This is a genomic window from Kribbella sp. NBC_00382 (genome assembly GCF_036067295.1).
Taxonomy (GTDB): Bacteria; Actinomycetota; Actinomycetes; order Propionibacteriales; family Kribbellaceae; genus Kribbella.
Map to the genome: position 1 here is coordinate 7,808,835 of NZ_CP107954.1, position 17,924 is coordinate 7,826,758.

16 protein-coding genes are annotated in these 17,924 nt (G+C 68.0%); 5 read left to right on the forward strand and 11 right to left on the reverse strand.

The window, feature by feature from the left end; translation table 11 throughout:
• Positions 1-2 precede the first annotated feature (2 nt).
• Positions 3-986 (reverse strand): oxidoreductase, encoded by a 984-nt coding sequence (locus OHA70_RS36650; protein ID WP_328325888.1) that lies wholly within the window; start codon positions 984-986, stop codon positions 3-5.
• 173 nt (positions 987-1,159) lie between these two features.
• On the opposite strand from OHA70_RS36650, the gene OHA70_RS36655 reads away from it, so the two are divergent.
• Positions 1,160-1,468, forward strand: a complete 309-nt coding sequence (locus OHA70_RS36655; protein ID WP_328325890.1) for a hypothetical protein — start codon at positions 1,160-1,162, stop codon at positions 1,466-1,468.
• A 51-nt stretch (positions 1,469-1,519) separates the two neighbouring features.
• On the opposite strand, the gene OHA70_RS36660 is transcribed toward OHA70_RS36655, so the two are convergent.
• A complete protein-coding gene (locus OHA70_RS36660; protein ID WP_328325892.1) occupies positions 1,520-1,882 on the reverse strand; it encodes a hypothetical protein in 363 nt (120 codons plus the stop codon).
• Positions 1,879-2,097 carry a hypothetical protein gene (locus OHA70_RS36665; RefSeq protein WP_328325894.1) on the reverse strand — a complete coding sequence of 73 codons (219 nt, stop codon included), beginning with the start codon at positions 2,095-2,097 and terminating at the stop codon, positions 1,879-1,881. The genes OHA70_RS36660 and OHA70_RS36665 overlap by 4 nt, the downstream gene beginning before the upstream one ends.
• A gap of 290 nt (positions 2,098-2,387) precedes the next feature.
• Here OHA70_RS36665 and OHA70_RS36670 point away from each other — a divergent pair, with 290 nt between their 5' ends.
• Positions 2,388-3,035, forward strand: coding sequence for an RNA polymerase sigma factor (locus OHA70_RS36670; RefSeq protein ID WP_328325896.1), 648 nt, complete (start codon positions 2,388-2,390; stop codon positions 3,033-3,035).
• On the forward strand, positions 3,032-4,135 hold the full coding sequence (locus tag OHA70_RS36675; RefSeq protein ID WP_328325898.1) for a CU044_5270 family protein: 1,104 nt from the start codon (positions 3,032-3,034) through the stop codon (positions 4,133-4,135). The genes OHA70_RS36670 and OHA70_RS36675 overlap by 4 nt, the downstream gene beginning before the upstream one ends.
• Before the next feature lie 13 nt (positions 4,136-4,148).
• On the opposite strand, the gene OHA70_RS36680 is transcribed toward OHA70_RS36675, so the two are convergent.
• The 8 genes from OHA70_RS36680 to OHA70_RS36715 all read right to left on the reverse strand — a co-directional run bounded on the left by OHA70_RS36680 (position 4,149) and on the right by OHA70_RS36715 (position 10,884).
• Entirely contained in the window at positions 4,149-4,610 is a 462-nt protein-coding gene (locus tag OHA70_RS36680; RefSeq protein ID WP_328325900.1) for a hypothetical protein, read from the reverse strand.
• Between the two features lie 34 nt (positions 4,611-4,644).
• Entirely contained in the window at positions 4,645-5,136 is a 492-nt protein-coding gene (locus tag OHA70_RS36685) for a hypothetical protein (RefSeq protein ID WP_328325902.1), read from the reverse strand.
• Complete coding sequence (locus tag OHA70_RS36690; protein ID WP_328325904.1) at positions 5,123-6,430, reverse strand: hypothetical protein; 1,308 nt, start codon at positions 6,428-6,430, stop codon at positions 5,123-5,125. The genes OHA70_RS36685 and OHA70_RS36690 overlap by 14 nt, the downstream gene beginning before the upstream one ends.
• Before the next feature lie 5 nt (positions 6,431-6,435).
• Positions 6,436-6,696 (reverse strand): hypothetical protein, encoded by a 261-nt coding sequence (locus OHA70_RS36695; protein ID WP_164592782.1) that lies wholly within the window; start codon positions 6,694-6,696, stop codon positions 6,436-6,438.
• 13 nt (positions 6,697-6,709) lie between these two features.
• A complete protein-coding gene (locus OHA70_RS36700; protein ID WP_328325908.1) occupies positions 6,710-7,390 on the reverse strand; it encodes a hypothetical protein in 681 nt (226 codons plus the stop codon).
• Entirely contained in the window at positions 7,387-10,152 is a 2,766-nt protein-coding gene (locus OHA70_RS36705; RefSeq protein ID WP_328325910.1) for an FtsK/SpoIIIE domain-containing protein, read from the reverse strand. The genes OHA70_RS36700 and OHA70_RS36705 overlap by 4 nt, the downstream gene beginning before the upstream one ends.
• A gap of 113 nt (positions 10,153-10,265) precedes the next feature.
• Positions 10,266-10,664 (reverse strand): VOC family protein, encoded by a 399-nt coding sequence (locus OHA70_RS36710; RefSeq protein WP_328325912.1) that lies wholly within the window; start codon positions 10,662-10,664, stop codon positions 10,266-10,268.
• A gap of 7 nt (positions 10,665-10,671) precedes the next feature.
• Entirely contained in the window at positions 10,672-10,884 is a 213-nt protein-coding gene (locus OHA70_RS36715) for a hypothetical protein (protein ID WP_328325914.1), read from the reverse strand.
• Positions 10,885-11,046: 162 nt separating this feature from the next.
• Between OHA70_RS36715 and OHA70_RS36720 the strand changes: the two genes are divergently transcribed.
• On the forward strand, positions 11,047-14,169 hold the full coding sequence (locus tag OHA70_RS36720; protein WP_328325916.1) for a PD-(D/E)XK nuclease family protein: 3,123 nt from the start codon (positions 11,047-11,049) through the stop codon (positions 14,167-14,169).
• A complete protein-coding gene (locus tag OHA70_RS36725; protein WP_328325918.1) occupies positions 14,162-17,779 on the forward strand; it encodes a UvrD-helicase domain-containing protein in 3,618 nt (1,205 codons plus the stop codon). The genes OHA70_RS36720 and OHA70_RS36725 overlap by 8 nt, the downstream gene beginning before the upstream one ends.
• The last annotated feature ends 145 nt before the right edge of the window (positions 17,780-17,924 follow it).

Here is a 17,924-nt window from a genome sequence, read left to right on the forward strand (position 1 = left end):
ACCTACTGTTGCACGCCTTCGATCAGCTCTCGCTCGCGAGCTGGGCTCAAGCCGGCCTTGCGTTCGCGGTCCAGGCCGAGCTCGCGTTCCCAGGCCAGGGTGTCGACCAGGAAGTCCTTCCGCGGCCGATGCGTCAACCCCGCTTGGGTTGCCGCGGCGCCGCTGCGGTTCGACCAGCCCTCGTACCCCGGCTCGGTGATCCACATCGCGATCGACTCCGGGCCCATGTATTGCTCGACCTTCTGCTCCTCCAGCCACGTCTGCGGCGCGAGCACCACCGGCCCAGTGTGTCCGCCTACCTCGCGTACCAACGAGATCCACTCGCCGAACGGCACCACCGGCCCCACCGTGTCGAAGGTCCCCGTCGTACCGCGCTCAGCGTTGTCCAACAGCCAAGAAGCCAGATCCCGTACGTCGATCACCGACGTCGCCAGGTCAGGCGTGTCAGGCACGAGCAGCGGCTCCTCCGGCGCACGTGCCGCCCGAGCGACCCACGCCCCGCCCCGATCGCTCAGATCCCCCGGCCCGCCGATCAGCCCCGCCCGCGCGATCACCAGGCGATCCCCCACCGCCTCGACCGACGCCAGCTCGCAAGCCACCTTGGCCTCGCCGTACAGCTCCCGATCCACCACGTCCTGATCGGTTGCCTCCCGCAAGGGCGCCGACTCATCCGCTCCCGGTACGTCGAACGCCGCATACGCATTGCCCGACGACACATACGTCCAGTGCTTGGCGTCCAGGGCAGCCAACGCCTCCCGCACGAACCCGGGTTGCCACGACACCTCGAAGACCGCGCCCCACTCCTTCTCCCGTACTGCGTCGTACGCGTCCGGCCGCCCTCGATCCGCGACGACCAGCGTCGCCCCCTCCGCGACCCCGCCGCTCTCACCCCGCGCCAGGCACGTCACCGCATGCCCACGCGCGAGCCCTTGCCTCGCGAGCTCGCGCCCGAGGAACGCCGTACCGCCAAGAATCAGAATGTCCACATCCCCAACCCAAGCAGGCGCCATGGACAAAACCCACCCCCTCTGCCAAGGGCAGACAGCCACGCTCAGTGGCCTACCGTCCCCGCCGCGTCATAACTGTCCGTCACCACTTGCGGGGCGCGCAGGGCAGGCGCACTGTCGGCAGTAGGAGTACCTAGACACCAGGGGGAATCATGGCTGGTTTCGTTCAGATCATCGAGTTCCAGACCTCCAAACCGGATGAGGTCCGTGCGCTCGGTGAGGAGTTCCGCAAGAACCGGGAGAGCGATGACGGCGCCTCGCCGGTCCGGATGATGGCGTGTGCCGACCGGGACAACCCGGGCCACTACTTCAACATCGTCGAGTTCGCCTCCTACGAGGAGGCGATGGCCAACTCAGAGCGCGCCGACACCACCGAGTTCGCCAGCCGGATGATGGAGCTGTGCGACGGGCCGACGACCTTCCGCAACCTGGAGCTGCGAGAGGTCGCCGAGATGAGCTGACGGGCTGAACGGGGCCGGCGCCGGAGGGAGTTCGGCGCCGGCCCGTTCGGGTCAGACCAGGTCCGCGGCGCCGGATCCGGTCGTGGTCTGCCGGCCGGACTCGAACTCGTCCGGCCGGGGTTCGGGGGCCGGCTGCAGGGCCGGCCAGGGCTGGGGCGGCAGATCGGCGCGCTTGGGCAGCTCCGGATCCGGCCCCGGGTCGGGGTCCAGCCACTCGACCTCGGTGGCACCGTGGTGACCGTGGATCGCGATCACCGAGTCGATGCTGTCCCAGACGGTGGTGGTCGGATAGTCGCCGTACCAGCGCAGCGCGACTGCCTCGTCGGTGAACTGCACGCCCTCGGCGACAGGCCCCGTACCGCTCACCCCGGAGACGTCATGATGGCGGATCAGCCGGAAGCGACGAGCTGTCATTTCGGTGCGACCTCCCAGAGCCGTTCGCCCGGCAACGCGCGCCCGCCGGGATCGGCGTCGGGGATCGGTTCACTCGTCACCTTCAGGCCGGCGAACCGGCGTGACATGGCGGCGGCATAGCGGTCGGCCACGTCGGCCTCCGCCCGGTAGTCCGCGACGACGTGGTCCCCGAACCACACTCGTACGCGGCGACGTTGTTCCGGATCCGCGGGCATCAGTGCACCCGGCGTCCGGTCGAAGGCGTGCGACGGCCGCCTGTTGGTGTTCCCATCAGCGGCATCGAATGGCTGTCGTTCACTTCGATCACTTCCACTTCCCTGTGGGGATGGGTTCACTCGTAGTGACGAAGCTGCGCCGCCTTCATGACGCGAATCAGGCAGAACTTTTTTCGAGACCGTCCGGTACCGCCTCCGCAGTGGACTTTGCGCCTTGCTGCAACCCTGCTGCGTGGCAGTCTGGCGCGATGGGGCGGGAACCGGATTCGGCCGTGCGGGCAGAAGCAGGTATGCACCGACTCCGACTAGCGGTCCCCGCCGGCCCCTACCTGGCCGAGCCCGTCCCGCCTGACCCCGTCCCGCTTACTCCTCCCCTGCCATCCGACGGTGACCTCATCCAGGCCGGCGAGGCAGCAGAGGAGTTCGCCCGGCTGTTCGACCGGTACTCGGTCACCATCCACCGGTATGTCGCCCGCCGGCTCGGGACGACTGAGGCCGACGACCTGCTCGGCCAGACGTTCCTGATCGCCTTCGAGCGAAGACACCAGTACGTGGACTCAGCGGCGGGCGCGCTGCCCTGGCTGTACGGCATCGCCACCAACCTCATCCACCGCAGACGTCGCGACGAGGTCCGCCAGTACCGCGCCTATGCCCGTTCCGAGCCAGCGGGCTCCGACCAGCACGGTGACCCGCTCAGTACCGAGGTAGCGGCCCGAGTCGACGCGGCAACGGCGTCGCGTGCGCTCACCGGCGTACTGGCTGGTCTGCGGAAGGTCGAGCGCGACGTCCTGCTGCTCTACGCCTGGGAAGACCTCAGCTACGCCGAGATCGCGCTCGCACTCGACCTGCCGATCGGCACCGTCCGTTCCCGCCTTCACCGAGCCCGTCGAGCCCTCCGCTCCGCGCTCGGACCCGACTTCGAGGAGAACCCGTCATGACCGAGATCGACCTGCTCAAGCGCGTACGCGACGACGTACCAGCCCCCGACCCGCTAGCCCTGGCCCGCGCCCGCCAGCGCCTGTTCACCTCACCACCTGTACGCCACCGCGTCACCCGCGGCCGTGTACTGGTCGCCGGCGGCCTGGCCCTCACCCTGGCCGGCGGCTTCCTCATCGCCGACGTGGCCGGCAACGAGAGCAGCCCACTCCCCGGTACGGTCGCCGACGCCAGCACTGTCCTCGCCGACGCGGCTGCCCTTGCCGCGGCCGGTCCCGACACCACAGTCCCTGCCGGCCAGTACCGCGAGGTCACGACGCTGGTGGACCGGATCTACGAGTTCGGTCCGGGACACAAGTACCGGGTGACGACTCGGGCCAAGTATGTCGACTGGACGACAGGCGATCCCACCCGCAAGTACGTATCGACCTTCTATCCCTTGCTGAGCGTGCGTTTCGCGACCCCCGAGGCCAAGGCGGCCGCGCCGAGGTACGCGCCGTTCCTGCTCACCCACCCGAAGCCGAGCACGTACCGGGTCGCCTGCAACGGTGTCGGTCTCATCGGAGATACCTCCGCCCCGGTCTTCAACCCCACGTGCAAGCCAGGTTGGTCCTACCCGACCGCCGCCTTCCTGGCCCGCCAGCCCCGCGACCCGGACGCGCTGCTCGCGGTACTGCGCAACGACCCGCTCTTCGATCACAAACCGAACGCTCTCGAGCGCGCACGCGAGAAGGCGATGTCCAAGGACGAGATCGCCTTCGGCCGGATCACCAGGGTCCTGGAGTCCGGGTTCGCCCCCGCCAACCTGCGCGCCGCCCTGTACCAGGCCGCCCGCAAGATCCCTGGGATCCAGCTCCTGGGCGACGTGACCACCCTGGACGGCCGCCCCGGCCGAGCCATCGGCTACACCGGCGTCGGCCAGCGCCAGGACCTCATCATCTCCCCGACCACCGGCGAGAGCATCGGCTCCCGCCTGGTCACCAACAAAGAGGGCGCCGCCCTGGCCAAAGCAAACCAAACCGGCAACGAGCAGCCCGGCGACATCGAACACGAAACCGCGGTAACCGCCCGCCTGACCCACACCGCCCCGCGGCCGAACTAACCCCGGCCGGCCGTCACCCCATCCGCACCTCGGACACCCAGTCCCGCCACTGCTCAAGATCCGGCTCATCCATGCTGACCCCCGCCGGGAAGTAATGCGTCCCGGCGTCCGGCAGATAAGCCGCCACCAGATCAGTCACGTCATGGACCAACAGCATCGGCATCCCCACCCCGGTCTCAACCAGCCGCTCGAAAACCCCCCGAGCCTCGCCCTCACCACCCGAGACATCAACCTGGACCGAGTACGGATCAACAGCCTGGGCCTCCCCAGGCTCTTGATCCGTCAGCACATGCCAGTTCCGATGTACATGTACCTCCAGCCACCCCTCACCATCCGCTGCCCGAACTCGAAGCCCAACCTCCCCATCCCCAGCCGCCTCAGCAACCGGCCTCCCCTCAAGCAACTGGCGAAGCCGCCCAGCCACCTCCCCCACGCCCAGGTCAGTAGCAAGAAACACGCTGAACTCGTCCGACATCAGCCCTCCTCGAGTGGAGCTATGGGGTACCCGGTCATGGGTTCTTCGGGTCCGGCGACTCCGCTTGTCGCAGAACCCATGGCCCCCAGATGTCCACATCTTCTGCGTCGGGCGTCAGCCTTGGTTCGAAGTACTTGGTCGGCTGACCAGGGAGGTACGCGGCGACGAGCCACTCAACGTTGTGAAGCAGCAGCGCCGGGACGTCGGGCATCGCAGCGACGATCGCCTCAAAAGCAAGCCGTGCCTCCTCCGCCTGGAGCGCCTTGTGCGTCCGCAGCTGGACATCGACGGTCACCGGGTAAGCATCCATCGCCTGCAATACCCCGGCCTCTGGCCCCAAGTAGTTCGGTCCGACGAACAGCCCGTACGGCGCGTCGACGGTCCGCCCCTTCCCTACGTAGCCCCAGTCTCCGGTCTCGTCGTTGCGCCGCCCTTCTCCCCGGACCCCCAGGATCTCGGCCACCCGCGCCGCGACGGCGTCGACTCCGTCTTCGACCGCCAGAAAGATCTCGTCACTGTCCGACATCCACACTCCTTGAGTAGCTGATCAATCGTCCGTCGCCGAGGATCACGTGGATGAGCTTCGGCAAAGTGACTCCCGGTTGGCCGCGGCAGCGACGATACGCACGGTCCGCGGCATCCACGGACACGTTCGTCGGCCGGCCGTCGATCACGACGATGTCCGCCTGCTTGCGGGCACGCAGCATCGCACTCTTGAGGGCGTTCGCTGCCGAGCTCTCCGGGGTCTTGAACTCCACCGCCAGCCCCTCGTCCGTACCGGACTTGCGAACCATCGCATCTGGATTCTTCTTCCCAACCGACCCGTGGTCGGCCGGCCGCGCGTCCACTCGCCATCCTTCGGCCACCATCCGCTCGGCGATCTGCCGTTCCTCTGGGCTGAAGCTGTCCAACGGGTCGTGGGCGCCAGGAGCGAAATCGTCGCCAAGTGCGCGCGGGTGGAACGCCGGGTCGAAGTCCGGAACTTGGTCGAGCGCGACGTCGATCTCCGGCGCGTCGATCTGCAGCGAAGGCCGATCGCCGGCAGCCGCGAAGTCCGGCAGTTCTACGTCGATTATCACCGGGGGTGGTGGGGGTGGGGGTTTCTCTTCTGGGTAGGTGAAGGTGGCTGTGACCTTGTCGGGGGTGATGAGGATGGTGGCGGCGGTCCAGGATTGTTTGGCGTGTTCTTCCATGGACTTGAGGAGGTCTCGGGCGGCGGCTTCGAGTTCTACCTGGATTTCGTAGTCGCGGTCTTCGGGGGGTTCGAACTCCTCGAAGACCTCCAGCTCGCCGGTTTCGGCGACCAGGATTTCGAACTCGAGCTCCTCCGGCTGCTCGTACTCCTCGGCGTCCTTCTCCTGTTGCTTGCGGAGCTTTTCGAAGGCCTTGCGGGCGACTGTGATCAGTGGGGGTTCTTTGCCCTCGGCATCTTCCAAGGGTTTGAAAGGTAGCGAGAACCGAGTCACCCGGCCGAAGAGGTCTCGGGTGGCTAGGTCGGACGAGCCGCCGGTCACCCGGTTGCGGTCGGCCGACTGAGCGTCGGGGCGGTCGCTGGTACGGGGCGCGCCGACCAGGCGCTCGGCCCAGGACTTCGTCTTGGGCGGCGCCATCGACAGGTAGTGCGCGGCTTGCTCGCATGCGCGTGCTGCCGCGTCCAGCTGCTGTGCGGCGACAGTGGCCTGCCCCTGCGACGCCGCAATCGCCAGTGCCGCGTTCTCGCGACACCGCTCGGCCGTGCGCTGCAGGTGAGCCACCACAGCAGGTACTTCGTTCAGACACTCGACCAGTCCGCGCGCCACCCGCTGCAGGTCGGAGGGCATGCGTGTTAGATCTGGTCGGCGTAGCTCTTGCAGCCGGCCGAGGCGATCTCCAGTGCCTCGGCTGCCTGTTCGACCGCCTTGCCCGCCGCGTCGAGGATCTCGGAGATGTCGCGGTCGACCCCGGTCGCGGTACCGGCGATCAGACTCTCCACCTGGGCGCTGTGCTGGATGAAGCGGAGCTTGAACCCGGCCAGGCCGCCAGCTGCTTGCTTGGCCTCGGCGGAGACCTGGTGCAGCTGTTCCTTGAGCCGTTGTACGTCGGACACTTACTGCCTCTTCCTAGGAGTTGCGCTTCTTCGGCAGAACGATCGCCGTACCGGCCACTGCGGCCGGTACCAGCACCGCCAGCCACCACGGCAGTCCTGCTGCCATCAGGACTACTACCAGGGCTGCCCCGCTCCAGCCCCACCAGCGGGCGCCTGGCAGTCGCGGTAGACCCAGTAGTCGCGACGCGGCCAGCAGGGTGACCACCGCGATCGCAGCGGCCTCCAGGCCGACCAGGAGGGATCCCCTCGCTACCCAGACCAGTACGAAGCCGACCAGTACCTCAACGGCGCTGATCGTACGGCGCTTGCGCCGCTCCTGATCCGCCCGGGCCGCCTTGCGTACCTCTTCCAGCTTGTCGACGGTCTCCGCGAGCTGTTTGGTGAGCTTCGCGGCGGCCGCTTCCATGTCAGTCATACCGCGCATCTCCGGCAACGGGATGGAGGCGCGCTTGCCGTCCGGCGGCAGCCCTGCCCGCTGCAGGCTCTCGGCCGCCTTCTCCGCGAGCGTGTTGAGCCGAAGCTCCAGCTTGCGTCCCCGCTCGGCCATGGCGTCCGCCTCGGCCATTGCACTGGCCTCTGCCTTCGACCTGTTGGCAGTGAGCCGGTCCTGCGCCTGCTGCGCGTCCGCCCGTGCCCCCGCGACCTGCCGGAGCGCCCGGGCGTAGTCGGTCCACTGCTGCTGCTCAGTCTTCATCGCCGCACCAGCTCCAGGTACCGGTCGACCTCATCGGCCCGCAGCGGCGCAAACGGCACCACTACCTGCGCCTCCGGGTGCAGCCCGTCCCACAGCAGCGCACGGTGTGGCTCGGACGCCCACCGCACCAGCGGCCCAGCAACTGCCCGTACTCCGTCCTGCGGATGCCGCAGGAACACATGAGTCGCCACATTGGCCCGCCCGTACCCAAGTTGCTCAGTGCAGACATGCAGCCGGTTCCACCACCCGAACGTCACCAGCCCCTGCGCCGGCCCGTCCCGCACGATGTCCTGCAGCGCATTGGCCGGGCTCTCGAAGAACCCCTCCGCATGCGTCTGCATCTTCGGTACGCCGTGAAACCCGAACCCCAGCAAGTACGTAGTACCGCCCACGTGCCCGTCCCGCACCGTGTCCCGCAACGAGAACAGCCGCGGCACCACATCGGCGTGCTTGTCGACCGTCTCGACCTCGCAGCCGAGCTGCCGCAACGTCTCGACGAGCGCATCCTTGCCCTCAGCAACAACCGGCGCCGAGTCCGTGCCATCCAGGAAGATGAAGCGGGGCGGTACCGCAGCCGCCGCAGCCGCCGACACCGCCAGCCCGGTCAACACCCCCAAAGCATCCGCAGGCCCATCCCCCAGCACCAGCACCCCAGCGCCAGGCTCCGGCCGTACCTCCACCGCCACCGGCTCCTCGGTCACCGCGATCGGCAACCCGGTCCACGGCCGGCCGAGCTCAGGCTGGACAGCCGCGGCCGTATCGGTCAGTCGCGCCGGCTCGGCCAGATGGAAGATGCGCGGCGGGTGTGTAGTACCAGATCTGACCCACAATTCACGGCGCAGATCGTCGAGCACTGCCTTGTCCGCAAAGCTGACAAGCACGTGCTGGTTGTCGTCCGGCGATCCGAAGTTCGCGTTCAGCACCGCCTCGCCGCGGAACTGCAACTCCGCCGCGGCCGTGTTGCCCGTCCGCAGAATCGCCTGCGCGTCCGCAGGTGTCGTCTTCAACGCGATCCGGTACGGCACCTGCCCGAAGATCGAGTCGCGCCGCGTCGACAACCGCTTCACGCCCTCGATCGTCTGCGTCGCGAGCACCACATGCACCCCGTACGCCCGCCCAAGCCGCACCAGCCGCTCGAGCAGTCGCGCAGCCTCGTCAGCCAGCTCGTCATCGTCCTCCAACAGCACCTGGAACTCGTCCAGTACTGCGAGGATGCGCGGCGGCCGCCCCTCCCCCGGGGGCAGCTCGGCGATGTCGGCCACATTGCCATGCGACTTGAAGATCTCGCTCCGCCGCGCCAACTCGTCGGACAGATGCCGCAGTACCGCGAGCCCGAACGCCCGATCGCTGTGCACCCCAAGCACCCGCACATGCGGCAGCCAATGCTCCCGCTCGCCGGCCGGCCCGAGCGCCGAGAACTCCACCCCGTGCTTGAAGTCGAGCAGATACATCTCCAGGTCCGCCGGGTCGTAGCGCGCGGCGAGACCATGGATCAGTACGAGCAACAGGTTGGACTTGCCCTGCCCGACGGCACCGCCCACGAGGACATGCGGAAGGGCCGGGTTGCCGCTGCGCAATCGCACCAGCGCCGGCGTGCGATCGTCGTACCCGATGACCGTGCTCAGCTCGTCGGTGACCGGTTGCCACCAGGTGGATCTGTCCGGAAGTGTCCGGTTGAAGTCGATCGTGGGCAGTACCGCGATCTCCGCCATCTCGGCGACGACATCACAGATGCTCGCGGCAACGTTCGCGTCGAAGGCCGGATCGAGCTTCGCCGGTACGTTGGGCAGCTGCGAGAGCTCGACCTTCTCGTTGGCGATGGCAACGGGATCGAGCAGGTCGAGCAGCTGACGGGCGTCGACCTCGTGCTCGCCGGTACTGGCCGGGTCGTGGTGGACCAGGAAGCAGATCCCCCGATCCGCACCGGTTGCCGCGAGCCGCACCAGATCGCGCTGGGCCAACTGGTCGATCCCGGCCGGGTAGTCGAACAGCACGATCAGCCGGTACGGATCGGTGACCCGCCCGGTCTCGCGGACCAGGTCCTCGAAGTGCTTGTGTCCCAACTGTGCTTGCCTGCTGGCACGCAACGACGAGACGTCGACCAGCCCGGACAGCACCGTGTGCAATTGGTCCGCGGTATGCGTTGCCCTCGGCACCAGTTGCGGGTACTTCGTGGTCAGGTGCCCGAGCAGCCCCATCATCCCGGTCAGCCGCGGGTCGAACGCGTCGATCCGCAACCGGAACGGCTCGGCCGACGCGATCAGCCGCAGCGCGACACTCTGCAGCAGCCTCCGGGCCGCCTCGTTGCGATCGGCAGTCACCCGCCAGCCGTTGGTGCGCAAGAGGGGCGCGACTACCGGAGTACCGGCTTCCAGTTCTCCGACGCGAACGTACGACGGGGTGCCGGCGCCGATGTATTGGCGGTTCCGCCAGCGGGCGTCGTTGGGGGGAATGGATGCCAGTCCGGGTGCCAGCCGGTCGGCCAGTAGGCGCGCGGCCGGCTCAGCAGCGGCCAGTGCCTCGCTCGTGGCGGCCTCGACCAGACCTCGCGATTCGCGCCGCGCGGCCACGGTCTCGGCCTGGAGCTGGCGATGCAGAAGTACGGCGCGTTGGTGCTCGCCGCGAGTGAGCTGCCGCGCGTTGTCGAGCAACTGCCCGAGCGCGAACTGGAGGCCGCGGATCCGTGCCTCCAGCAACTCCGGAGCTACTGCACTTTCCGCAGGTGGTGCGGGCGTGCCTCCGTCGTCAGGCTGCTCCGTCACGAGCACCGTCCTTCCACCTTCGCCCCGCGACCAACCGAATGCCTTCGCCAACCATGTCACACCAGAAGTCCCGTGCGTCACTCCAGGCACCAGAAGTCTCACCAGCCGATCCCTTATCCCGGGGCGACGATCTCGAGCTCGTAGCCGTCCTGGTTATGCAGGAATGCGGCGTAATGCTGCGGACCGCCGGCGTACGGGTGCCGGTCGGCGAACATCAGCGTCCAGCCGTGCGCGGCCGACTCGATGACGATGGCGTCGACCTCGGCCCGGCTGGCCGCGTTCAGGGCCAGATGGTTCATCCCCGGACGGAGCCGATCGTGGGTGTCGGCGGACAGCGCGGGGCTCTGCTCGATCACGATGTACGAACTGTCGACACTCGATTTCCAAATGAACCCGCCGGGCCAGCCGTCACCGTCCTTCCAGCCCAACTGACGGAGCACCCAGCCCCAGTCGCTCATCGCGCGCGAAAGGTCCGGGACCCAGATCTCGATGTGGTGCACAGCGGCGGCCATCGGAGCATTATCTGTGCTCGTCGTGGTACGTGTCGTCGAACCGGCTCGTCACAGCCACCGAGACCAGTCCGGACAGCACCAACCAGACCAGCGCGGCGACCAGCCAGGGCCACCATTCCCGTCCCGCGGCGGCGTCGGCGACAGCCTTGCCGAACAGTCCGCCGGACGGCGCGAAGACCAGCACCAGCAGTACGCGGGCGATGCTGCTCTCCTTGGTCATTCCTTCATTGTCCGAGCCAACGCTGATCCCTGCTGAGCTGCGGGCGTTTCGTCCCACCACCCCCTCCTTTCGTCCCTTGTTTTCCACAGTCTTGGCCTGGGGTTCAGCAAAGTGTCTGCGGGTTGGTCTAGCGTCTGTTGCGACAGTCAGGAAGGGGCTTCGATGAGCGCGACCCGGATCGAGACGACGGCGTACGGCGCTGCCGCGCTGGCCAAGCTCGGCGAGGTCGTCAGCGCGCTCAAGGCCGGCGACCCGATGAAGCCCGTCACCTTGCTGCTGCCGAACAACCTGGCCGGCGTCACCGCGCGCCGTTTTCTGGCCCGGACGACGATCGGCGCCTTGTACCTGGCGACGTTGCCACGTCTGGCCGAGCAACTCTCCGGCGGCGCCCTCGCACCTCGCCGACCTGCCACCCGGCCGATCGTCGCCGCGACCTGGCGGACTGCCTTGTCCAAGGCCCCTGGCGTGTTCGAGGCCGTAGCCGAGCACCCCTCAACCATCCAAGCGCTTGCTGCAGCCCATCGCGAGCTGCGCGACCTCAGCGCTGGGGCGCTCGACAAGGTGTCAGCTGCTTCGACTCTCGGAGCGGATCTCGTCCGGTTGCATCGCCATGTGACGGACGAACTGCTGCCCGACTGGTACGACGAGACCGAGCTGCTGCATGCCGCTTCAGCCCGCTGCGAGCCTGGTGTGGTGGCCGAGCTTGGCGCATTGGTTCTGTACCTCCCACAAGAACTCACGCAAGCCGAGGCCGGCTTCGTCTCGGCGCTGGGTGACGCAGCCGCCGACCTGACGGTGATCGTCGGGCTGACCGATGTCCGCCGCGCCGACCGTGCTGTCCGGCGGTCGCTGGAGCGGATCGGGATCGACCTGCCGACGTCGATCTCCAAGAACTACCCGGTCGCGACCGAGGTGCTCAACGCGTCCGACGCCGATGACGAGGTCCGCTGCGTCGTCCGGGACGTCGTCGCGTCCCTGAAACAAACGCCCGCTCATCGCATCGCCATTCTGTACTCCGCCGCGACGCCGTACGCGCGACTGCTGCACGAGCACCTTGCGGCCGCGAAGATCGAGGTCAACGGGCCTGGGACCCGGCCAGTTCATGAGAGGGCGATTGCTCGGACGCTGCTCGAAGTACTGGCTCTGGTGGATCACGATCTGCCGCGTGCCGATCTGTTTCGCGCGCTGGCGAATGCGCCGACGCGTGACTTCACCGGTGAGCGGATTCCCGTGCCGCAATGGGAGCGGCTGTCGCGGGTCGCCGGCGTGGTGCGTGGTGAGGATTGGGACGAGCGGCTCAGACGCTATGTGGAGTCGGAGCGTCGGACGGCTGAGCAGGAGCAGGCGTCGGACGACCCGATCGCGGGGGTGATCCGGCGCGCGCAGTACAACGCGGGCAATGGGCAGAAGCTGCATGAGTTCGCTGTCGAGCTGCGTCGGCGGCTCTTCGGGGCCTCGGGGTTGGGGACCTGGTCGGAGCTCGCCAACTCCGTGCTCGGGCTTTTCCAGGCGCTGCTCGGAGATGCGTCGGCGCTACCCGTCGAGGAGCAGTACGCGGCGGTTGCGGTCGAGGGGTCGCTACGCGGGCTCTCAACGCTCGACGAGCTCGGCACGCCTGCCAGTCTGTCGGTGCTGCGGGATGTGCTCGATCTTGAGTTGCAGCAGTCGTTGCCACGCGTCGGGACGTTCGGCACCGGCGTACTGGTGGCGCCCTTGTCGGCAAGCGTCGGACTGTCGGTGGATGTCGTGTTCGTGGTCGGGCTGTCCGAGGATCTGTATCCCGGCAAGGTGCATGAGGATGCGCTGCTCCCCCACCGCGTGCGCGAGGCGGCGGCGCCCGAGCTTGCGTCCTTCCGCGATCGGCTGGACGCGAAGCAACGGCATCTGCTCGTCGCGTTCTCCTCTGGCGCCTCTCGGGTCGTCGCGTCGTTCCCTCGTGGCGATCTGCGGCGCTCGAGCCGACGGTTGCCGACACGGTGGCTGCTCGGCACCTTGCGATCGTTGACCGGCGACCACGCGTTGGCCGCGACGGAGTGGGACCAGGCGACGTACGGCGATCAGCTGCTGACGTCGGCGTCGTACGCGGGATCGTTGACCACGACAACCTTGCCGGCGACCGAGCAGGACTGGCGGGTGCGCGCGTTGACGGCGGGGCTGACGCTGACCGATGACGTGGTGGATCGGGCGCGCGTGTTGCTGCGTTCTCGTGGTGGCGACGACTTCACGCGTTTTGACGGGAACCTGTCCGGTGTACCGGGGCTGCCCGACTACGCACTTGAGGATCGGATCGCGTCGCCGACGTCGCTGGAGTCATATGCGAGTTGTCCGCACGCGTACTTCGTCGAGCGGTTGCTCAATGTCGAGCCGTTGGAAGCGCCTGAAGATCTGCTGGTGATCTCGCCTTTGCAGGTGGGCAACCTGATCCACAACAGTCTCGATGCCTTCGTCAACCGGTTGAGCGGTTCGTTGCCGGGCTTCGGAGAGCCGTGGACGGCGGAGCAGCGGTCGTTGCTGGTGGCGATCGGGGCGGATCTGGCCGACCGGTTCGAGGCCGAGGGGCTGACCGGGCATCCGCGGTTGTGGCAGCGCGAGCGGTTGCGAATCCTGGGTGACCTGCTGGTGCTGCTCACCGATGACGAGCGGTGGCGTGCTGAGCACGACGCTTCGGTGGTGGCGAGCGAGCTGCGGTTCGGGTATGACGGCGAGCCGCCGGTTGAGATCCCGGTGCCGTCTGGGCGGGTGCTGTTGCGCGGTTCGGCCGACAAAGTTGACCTGGGCAAGGACGGCACGATCTACGTCACGGACGTGAAGACGGGTGGCTTCTCGCGCTACGAAGCGATCGAGTCAGATCCAGTTGCCGCGGGCACGAAACTCCAACTCCCGGTCTATGCGTATGCGGCTCGCGCCCGGCTGGGTGAGCCGTCGACACCGGTCGAGGCGTCCTACTGGTTCGTCCGCCGCGGCGGTCGTCGCATCCCGGTCCCGCTGACCGCTGAGGTCGCAGCCCGGTACGTCGATACGCTCGACGTCATCGTGTCGTCGATCGCGGCCGGGTACTTCCCCGCCAAGGCGCCGGAGATTCCCGACTTCCTGTGGGTGCAATGCCCCTATTGCAATCCTGATGGGGTCGGGCACAGCGAAGTACGGGCCCGCTGGGAACGCAAACGCCACGACCCGACCCTCGACCGCCTCGTCCGACTGATCGACCCCACTGCCCTACCACTCGATCCGACTGCCCCGCCCGCTTCGCCTACGCCAGCCGAGGAGGTGCCGACCGATGTCTGAACTCCTCGATGCCGACGCCCGCGAACGCATCCGCACCGACACGTCCTCCACCCTCTTCGTGGAGGCCGGTGCGGGTTCGGGCAAGACACATGCGCTGGTCGAGCGCGTCATCACGCTCGTGCTGCGCGACGGCGTACCGCTGAGCACGATCGCGGCCGTGACGTTCACCGAAAAGGCCGGCGCGGAGCTGCGCGATCGGTTGCGAGTGGAGTTCGAGAAGGCACGGAAGGGTCCAGACCGAGCCGCAGCTGACGAAGCGCTGGACGATCTGGACTCGGCGTCGATCGGAACGCTGCACTCGTTCGCTCAGCAGATCCTGCTCGCGCATCCGATCGAGGCCGGGCTGCCGCCGCTGATCGACGTACTGGACGAGGTCGGCTCATCGGTCGCCTTCGAAGAGCGTTGGTCCGAGCTGCAGCAGCAGTTGCTGGACGACGACACGATCGCCGAACCACTGCTGCTCGCGATGGCGGTCGGCGTCGAACTGAAGCATCTGCGATCGCTGGCGCGGCTGTTCGGCAACGACTGGGACCTCATCAGCGACCGCGTTCTGGTCGACCCACCCGAGCTCGTCGCGATGCCCGACCTGAGCGGGCTGATCGCCGCGGCCGGCAAGATCGGCTCGACGATGCCGGGCTGCCTCGACACCGATGACCGAATGCTGGCGAAGGTCCGGCAGATCCACAACCTCGGCCTGACGCTCGAAGCAGCGACGGATCAGGAGACCCAACTCGCGCACCTGCAAGCCCTGCGCAGCCTGAAGGTCGGCCGGATCGGCCGCAAAGAGAACTGGCCCGACATCGCCAAACTCCGCGCCGACTGCTCCGAGGTCGTAGACGTCGCCGGATCCCTCGTCGAACTACTCCTAGATGCTTGCCTACGGCACCTTTCCCACTGGCTCGCGATCCGCGTCCTGGAGTCCGCCGAACTGCGCCGTGCCGAGGGCCGCCTGGAGTTCCACGACCTCCTAGTACTGGCTCGCGACCTGCTACGCCGCGAGCCCGCCGTGCGTTCAGCCCTGCAGGAGCGCTACCGCCACCTACTGCTCGACGAATTCCAGGACACCGACCCGATCCAGATCGAACTAGCGGTCCGCATCGCCGGCGGCGCGGACGCAGACGCCCCCGACTGGCGCGACGTAGAAATCCCCGACGGCAGCCTCTTCGTAGTAGGCGACCCAAAACAGTCGATCTACCGCTTCCGCCGAGCCAACATCGCCACCTACCTCACGGCCCAGGACCTCCTCGGCGACACCGTCACCCTCACCACCAACTTCCGCACCGTCCCCGGCGTCCTCGACTGGATCAACACGGTCTTCACCACCCTCATCACCCCCGAACCAGCAGCCCAGCCCACGTACCACGCCTTGGCTCCCCACCGCCCTCCCGCAAGCGTCACCCCCACCCTCACCACCGTCACTGACGAGCCGCCATCGACGCCAGCTTCACCCGACCTCAACACCTCACCGGCTCCGGTCCCCAATCCCAGCTCGGCTGCCCCGGTCCCCGACCACGCCTCTCCAGTCAGCGGCGACCAACTCTCCTTCCTCGACTTCACCGACGAGCCCAACGCGAGCGACTCCGGTGACATCTCCGACGAGCCCGGCCCGAGCGGCTTCGCCGTCAACGCCGATGCCGCAGGCGAGGCGAGCGCGGACGAGCCTGCGGAGACGGCACATCTCGCCAGCGTCACCCCACTCCGCCGCCACCTCTCCGCGGTGCCCACTCCGTCTGACGCGACCAACGAGACCCTCACCCCACTCACCAGCGACCTCAGTACCAATCAATCCAGCACCGGCCCAGCAGTAACAATCCTCGGAGCCGAGCCCCACGACGACCTCCCCCGCGCCCAAGCCTCCGTCCTCCGCGAACTAGAGGCAGCCGACGTAGCCGCCGTCATCGACCACGCCATCAACAACGCCTGGCAGGTCTACGACGAAAAAACCGAATCCTGGCGACCAGCCGGCGCCGGCGACATCGCAGTACTGGTTCCAGCCCGTACCTCCCTGCCGTTCCTCGAGGAAGCCCTCGACCGCGCCGACATCCCGTACCGCGCCGAGGCCAGCTCACTCGTCTACCAAACCTCCGAGGTCCGCGACCTCCTAGCCTGCGCTCGCGCCCTAGGCGACCCCAGCGACCAACTCGCCCTGGTCACCGCCCTTCGCTCACCCCTGTTCGGCTGCGGCGACGACGACCTCTTCACCTGGAAGCGATCCGGCGGCTCCTTCAACCTCACCGCCCCGGTCCCCGACGCCCTCCTCACCCACCCAGTCGGCGAGGCGATGGAGTGGCTCCGCCGCACGTACTACGCCTCCCGCTGGCTGACCCCGAGCGAAGTACTCGCCAAGATCGTCTCCGACCGCCGCATGCTCGAGGTCGCCGCCACCGGCCCACGCGCCCGCGACGCCTGGCGCCGGGTCCGCTTCGTCGTCGACCAGGCCCGTGCCTGGTCGGAGGTCGAGCACGGCGGCCTGCGTTCGTACCTCGCCTGGGCCGCGCACCAAGGCGAAGAGGCATCGCGAGTCGCCGAGGCGATCCTGCCCGAGACCGACGCCGACGCGGTCCGGGTGATGACGATCCACGCCGCGAAGGGCCTGGAGTTCCCGATCGTCATCCTCTCCGGCATGACCGCGGCACCGAACCGTCAACGCGGCGTACAGGTCCTCTGGCCCACCGACGGCGGGTACGCCGTGAAGCTCAAGTCCTCCGTCCAGACCGAAGACTTCGACCTGGTCCAACCGGTCGACGAGCAGATGGACGACTTCGAACGCCGCCGCCTGCTGTACGTCGCCGCGACGCGCGCCCGCGACCACCTCGTCATCTCACTCCACCGGTCGGGCAGCCGCCGCCACTCCAGCAACGCCGAACTCTTCGCCTCGGCCGACGCCGCCACCGCAGCCACCCCGACCCTCTTCACCGGCCCCGCGGTCACAGCGCCTGCCAACTCGGCCGACCACGCGGAGCAGGTACGCCCGCCGGTCAACCGCCAGGAGTGGGAAGCGCGCATCGCGGACGCCCGCCAAGCCAGCCGCAAACGCTCCGCCCAAAGCGCCTCCGGCCTCGAAGGCACCGGACCGGACGTTGCACTCCAGGGCGCAGACCCCGGCGCCGCCAAGGCAGCCCGCGACGTCGAACTCCCGTCCTGGTCCAAGGGCCGCTACGGCACGGCCATCGGCCGCGCGGTACACGGCGTACTCCAAGTCGTCGACCTAGCCACCGGCGCCGGCCTGGACGCCGCCGTCTCCGCACAATGCCTGGCCGAAGGCGTAGTCGAGTACGCCGACGTCGTCACCGCCCTAGTCCGCTCGGCGCTCGCCTCGGACGTCGTCCAACGAGCAGCCGCCCGCGAACACTGGCGCGAGTCCTACGTCGGCACCCTCCAACCAGACGGCACCGTCCTGGAAGGTTTCGTCGACCTCATCTACCGCGAGGACGACGACACCCTGATCATCGTCGACTACAAAACCGACGCCATTCCCGCCGAGGCCCTGGACGCCCGCATCGCCCACTACGCCCCCCAACTCCACACCTACACCGACCTCCTCCCCAACACCGGCCGCCCAGTCCTCCTCTTCCTGGCCCCCACCACAGCCCACGCCCACCAGCTCTAAACCCAGTTGCCCACGGCATCCGCGGACCGCCATCATCGGCCTATGACCACGACGAAAGCCCTTCTGCTCTTGACCTACACCGACCTTTCGGTGCGGGCCCAGCAGCAGACCGGCCGAGCGCGGAGGCCAATCACCTCGCAGTCGT

Excerpts from the sequence above, each read along its gene's own strand:
- OHA70_RS36720 (WP_328325916.1), top strand. The coding sequence starts at position 11,047 with ATGAGCGCGACCCGGATCGAGACGACGGCGTACGGCGCTGCCGCGCTG.
- OHA70_RS36685 (WP_328325902.1), bottom strand. The coding sequence starts at position 5,136 with ATGTCGGACAGTGACGAGATCTTTCTGGCGGTCGAAGACGGAGTCGAC.
- OHA70_RS36680 (WP_328325900.1), bottom strand. The coding sequence starts at position 4,610 with ATGTCGGACGAGTTCAGCGTGTTTCTTGCTACTGACCTGGGCGTGGGG.
- OHA70_RS36725 (WP_328325918.1), top strand. The coding sequence starts at position 14,162 with ATGTCTGAACTCCTCGATGCCGACGCCCGCGAACGCATCCGCACCGAC.
- OHA70_RS36665 (WP_328325894.1), bottom strand. The coding sequence starts at position 2,097 with ATGCCCGCGGATCCGGAACAACGTCGCCGCGTACGAGTGTGGTTCGGG.
- OHA70_RS36675 (WP_328325898.1), top strand. The coding sequence starts at position 3,032 with ATGACCGAGATCGACCTGCTCAAGCGCGTACGCGACGACGTACCAGCC.
- OHA70_RS36660 (WP_328325892.1), bottom strand. The coding sequence starts at position 1,882 with ATGACAGCTCGTCGCTTCCGGCTGATCCGCCATCATGACGTCTCCGGG.
- OHA70_RS36700 (WP_328325908.1), bottom strand. The coding sequence starts at position 7,390 with ATGAAGACTGAGCAGCAGCAGTGGACCGACTACGCCCGGGCGCTCCGG.
- OHA70_RS36715 (WP_328325914.1), bottom strand. The coding sequence starts at position 10,884 with ATGACCAAGGAGAGCAGCATCGCCCGCGTACTGCTGGTGCTGGTCTTC.
- OHA70_RS36670 (WP_328325896.1), top strand. The coding sequence starts at position 2,388 with ATGCACCGACTCCGACTAGCGGTCCCCGCCGGCCCCTACCTGGCCGAG.
- OHA70_RS36710 (WP_328325912.1), bottom strand. The coding sequence starts at position 10,664 with ATGGCCGCCGCTGTGCACCACATCGAGATCTGGGTCCCGGACCTTTCG.
- OHA70_RS36655 (WP_328325890.1), top strand. The coding sequence starts at position 1,160 with ATGGCTGGTTTCGTTCAGATCATCGAGTTCCAGACCTCCAAACCGGAT.
- OHA70_RS36690 (WP_328325904.1), bottom strand. The coding sequence starts at position 6,430 with ATGCCCTCCGACCTGCAGCGGGTGGCGCGCGGACTGGTCGAGTGTCTG.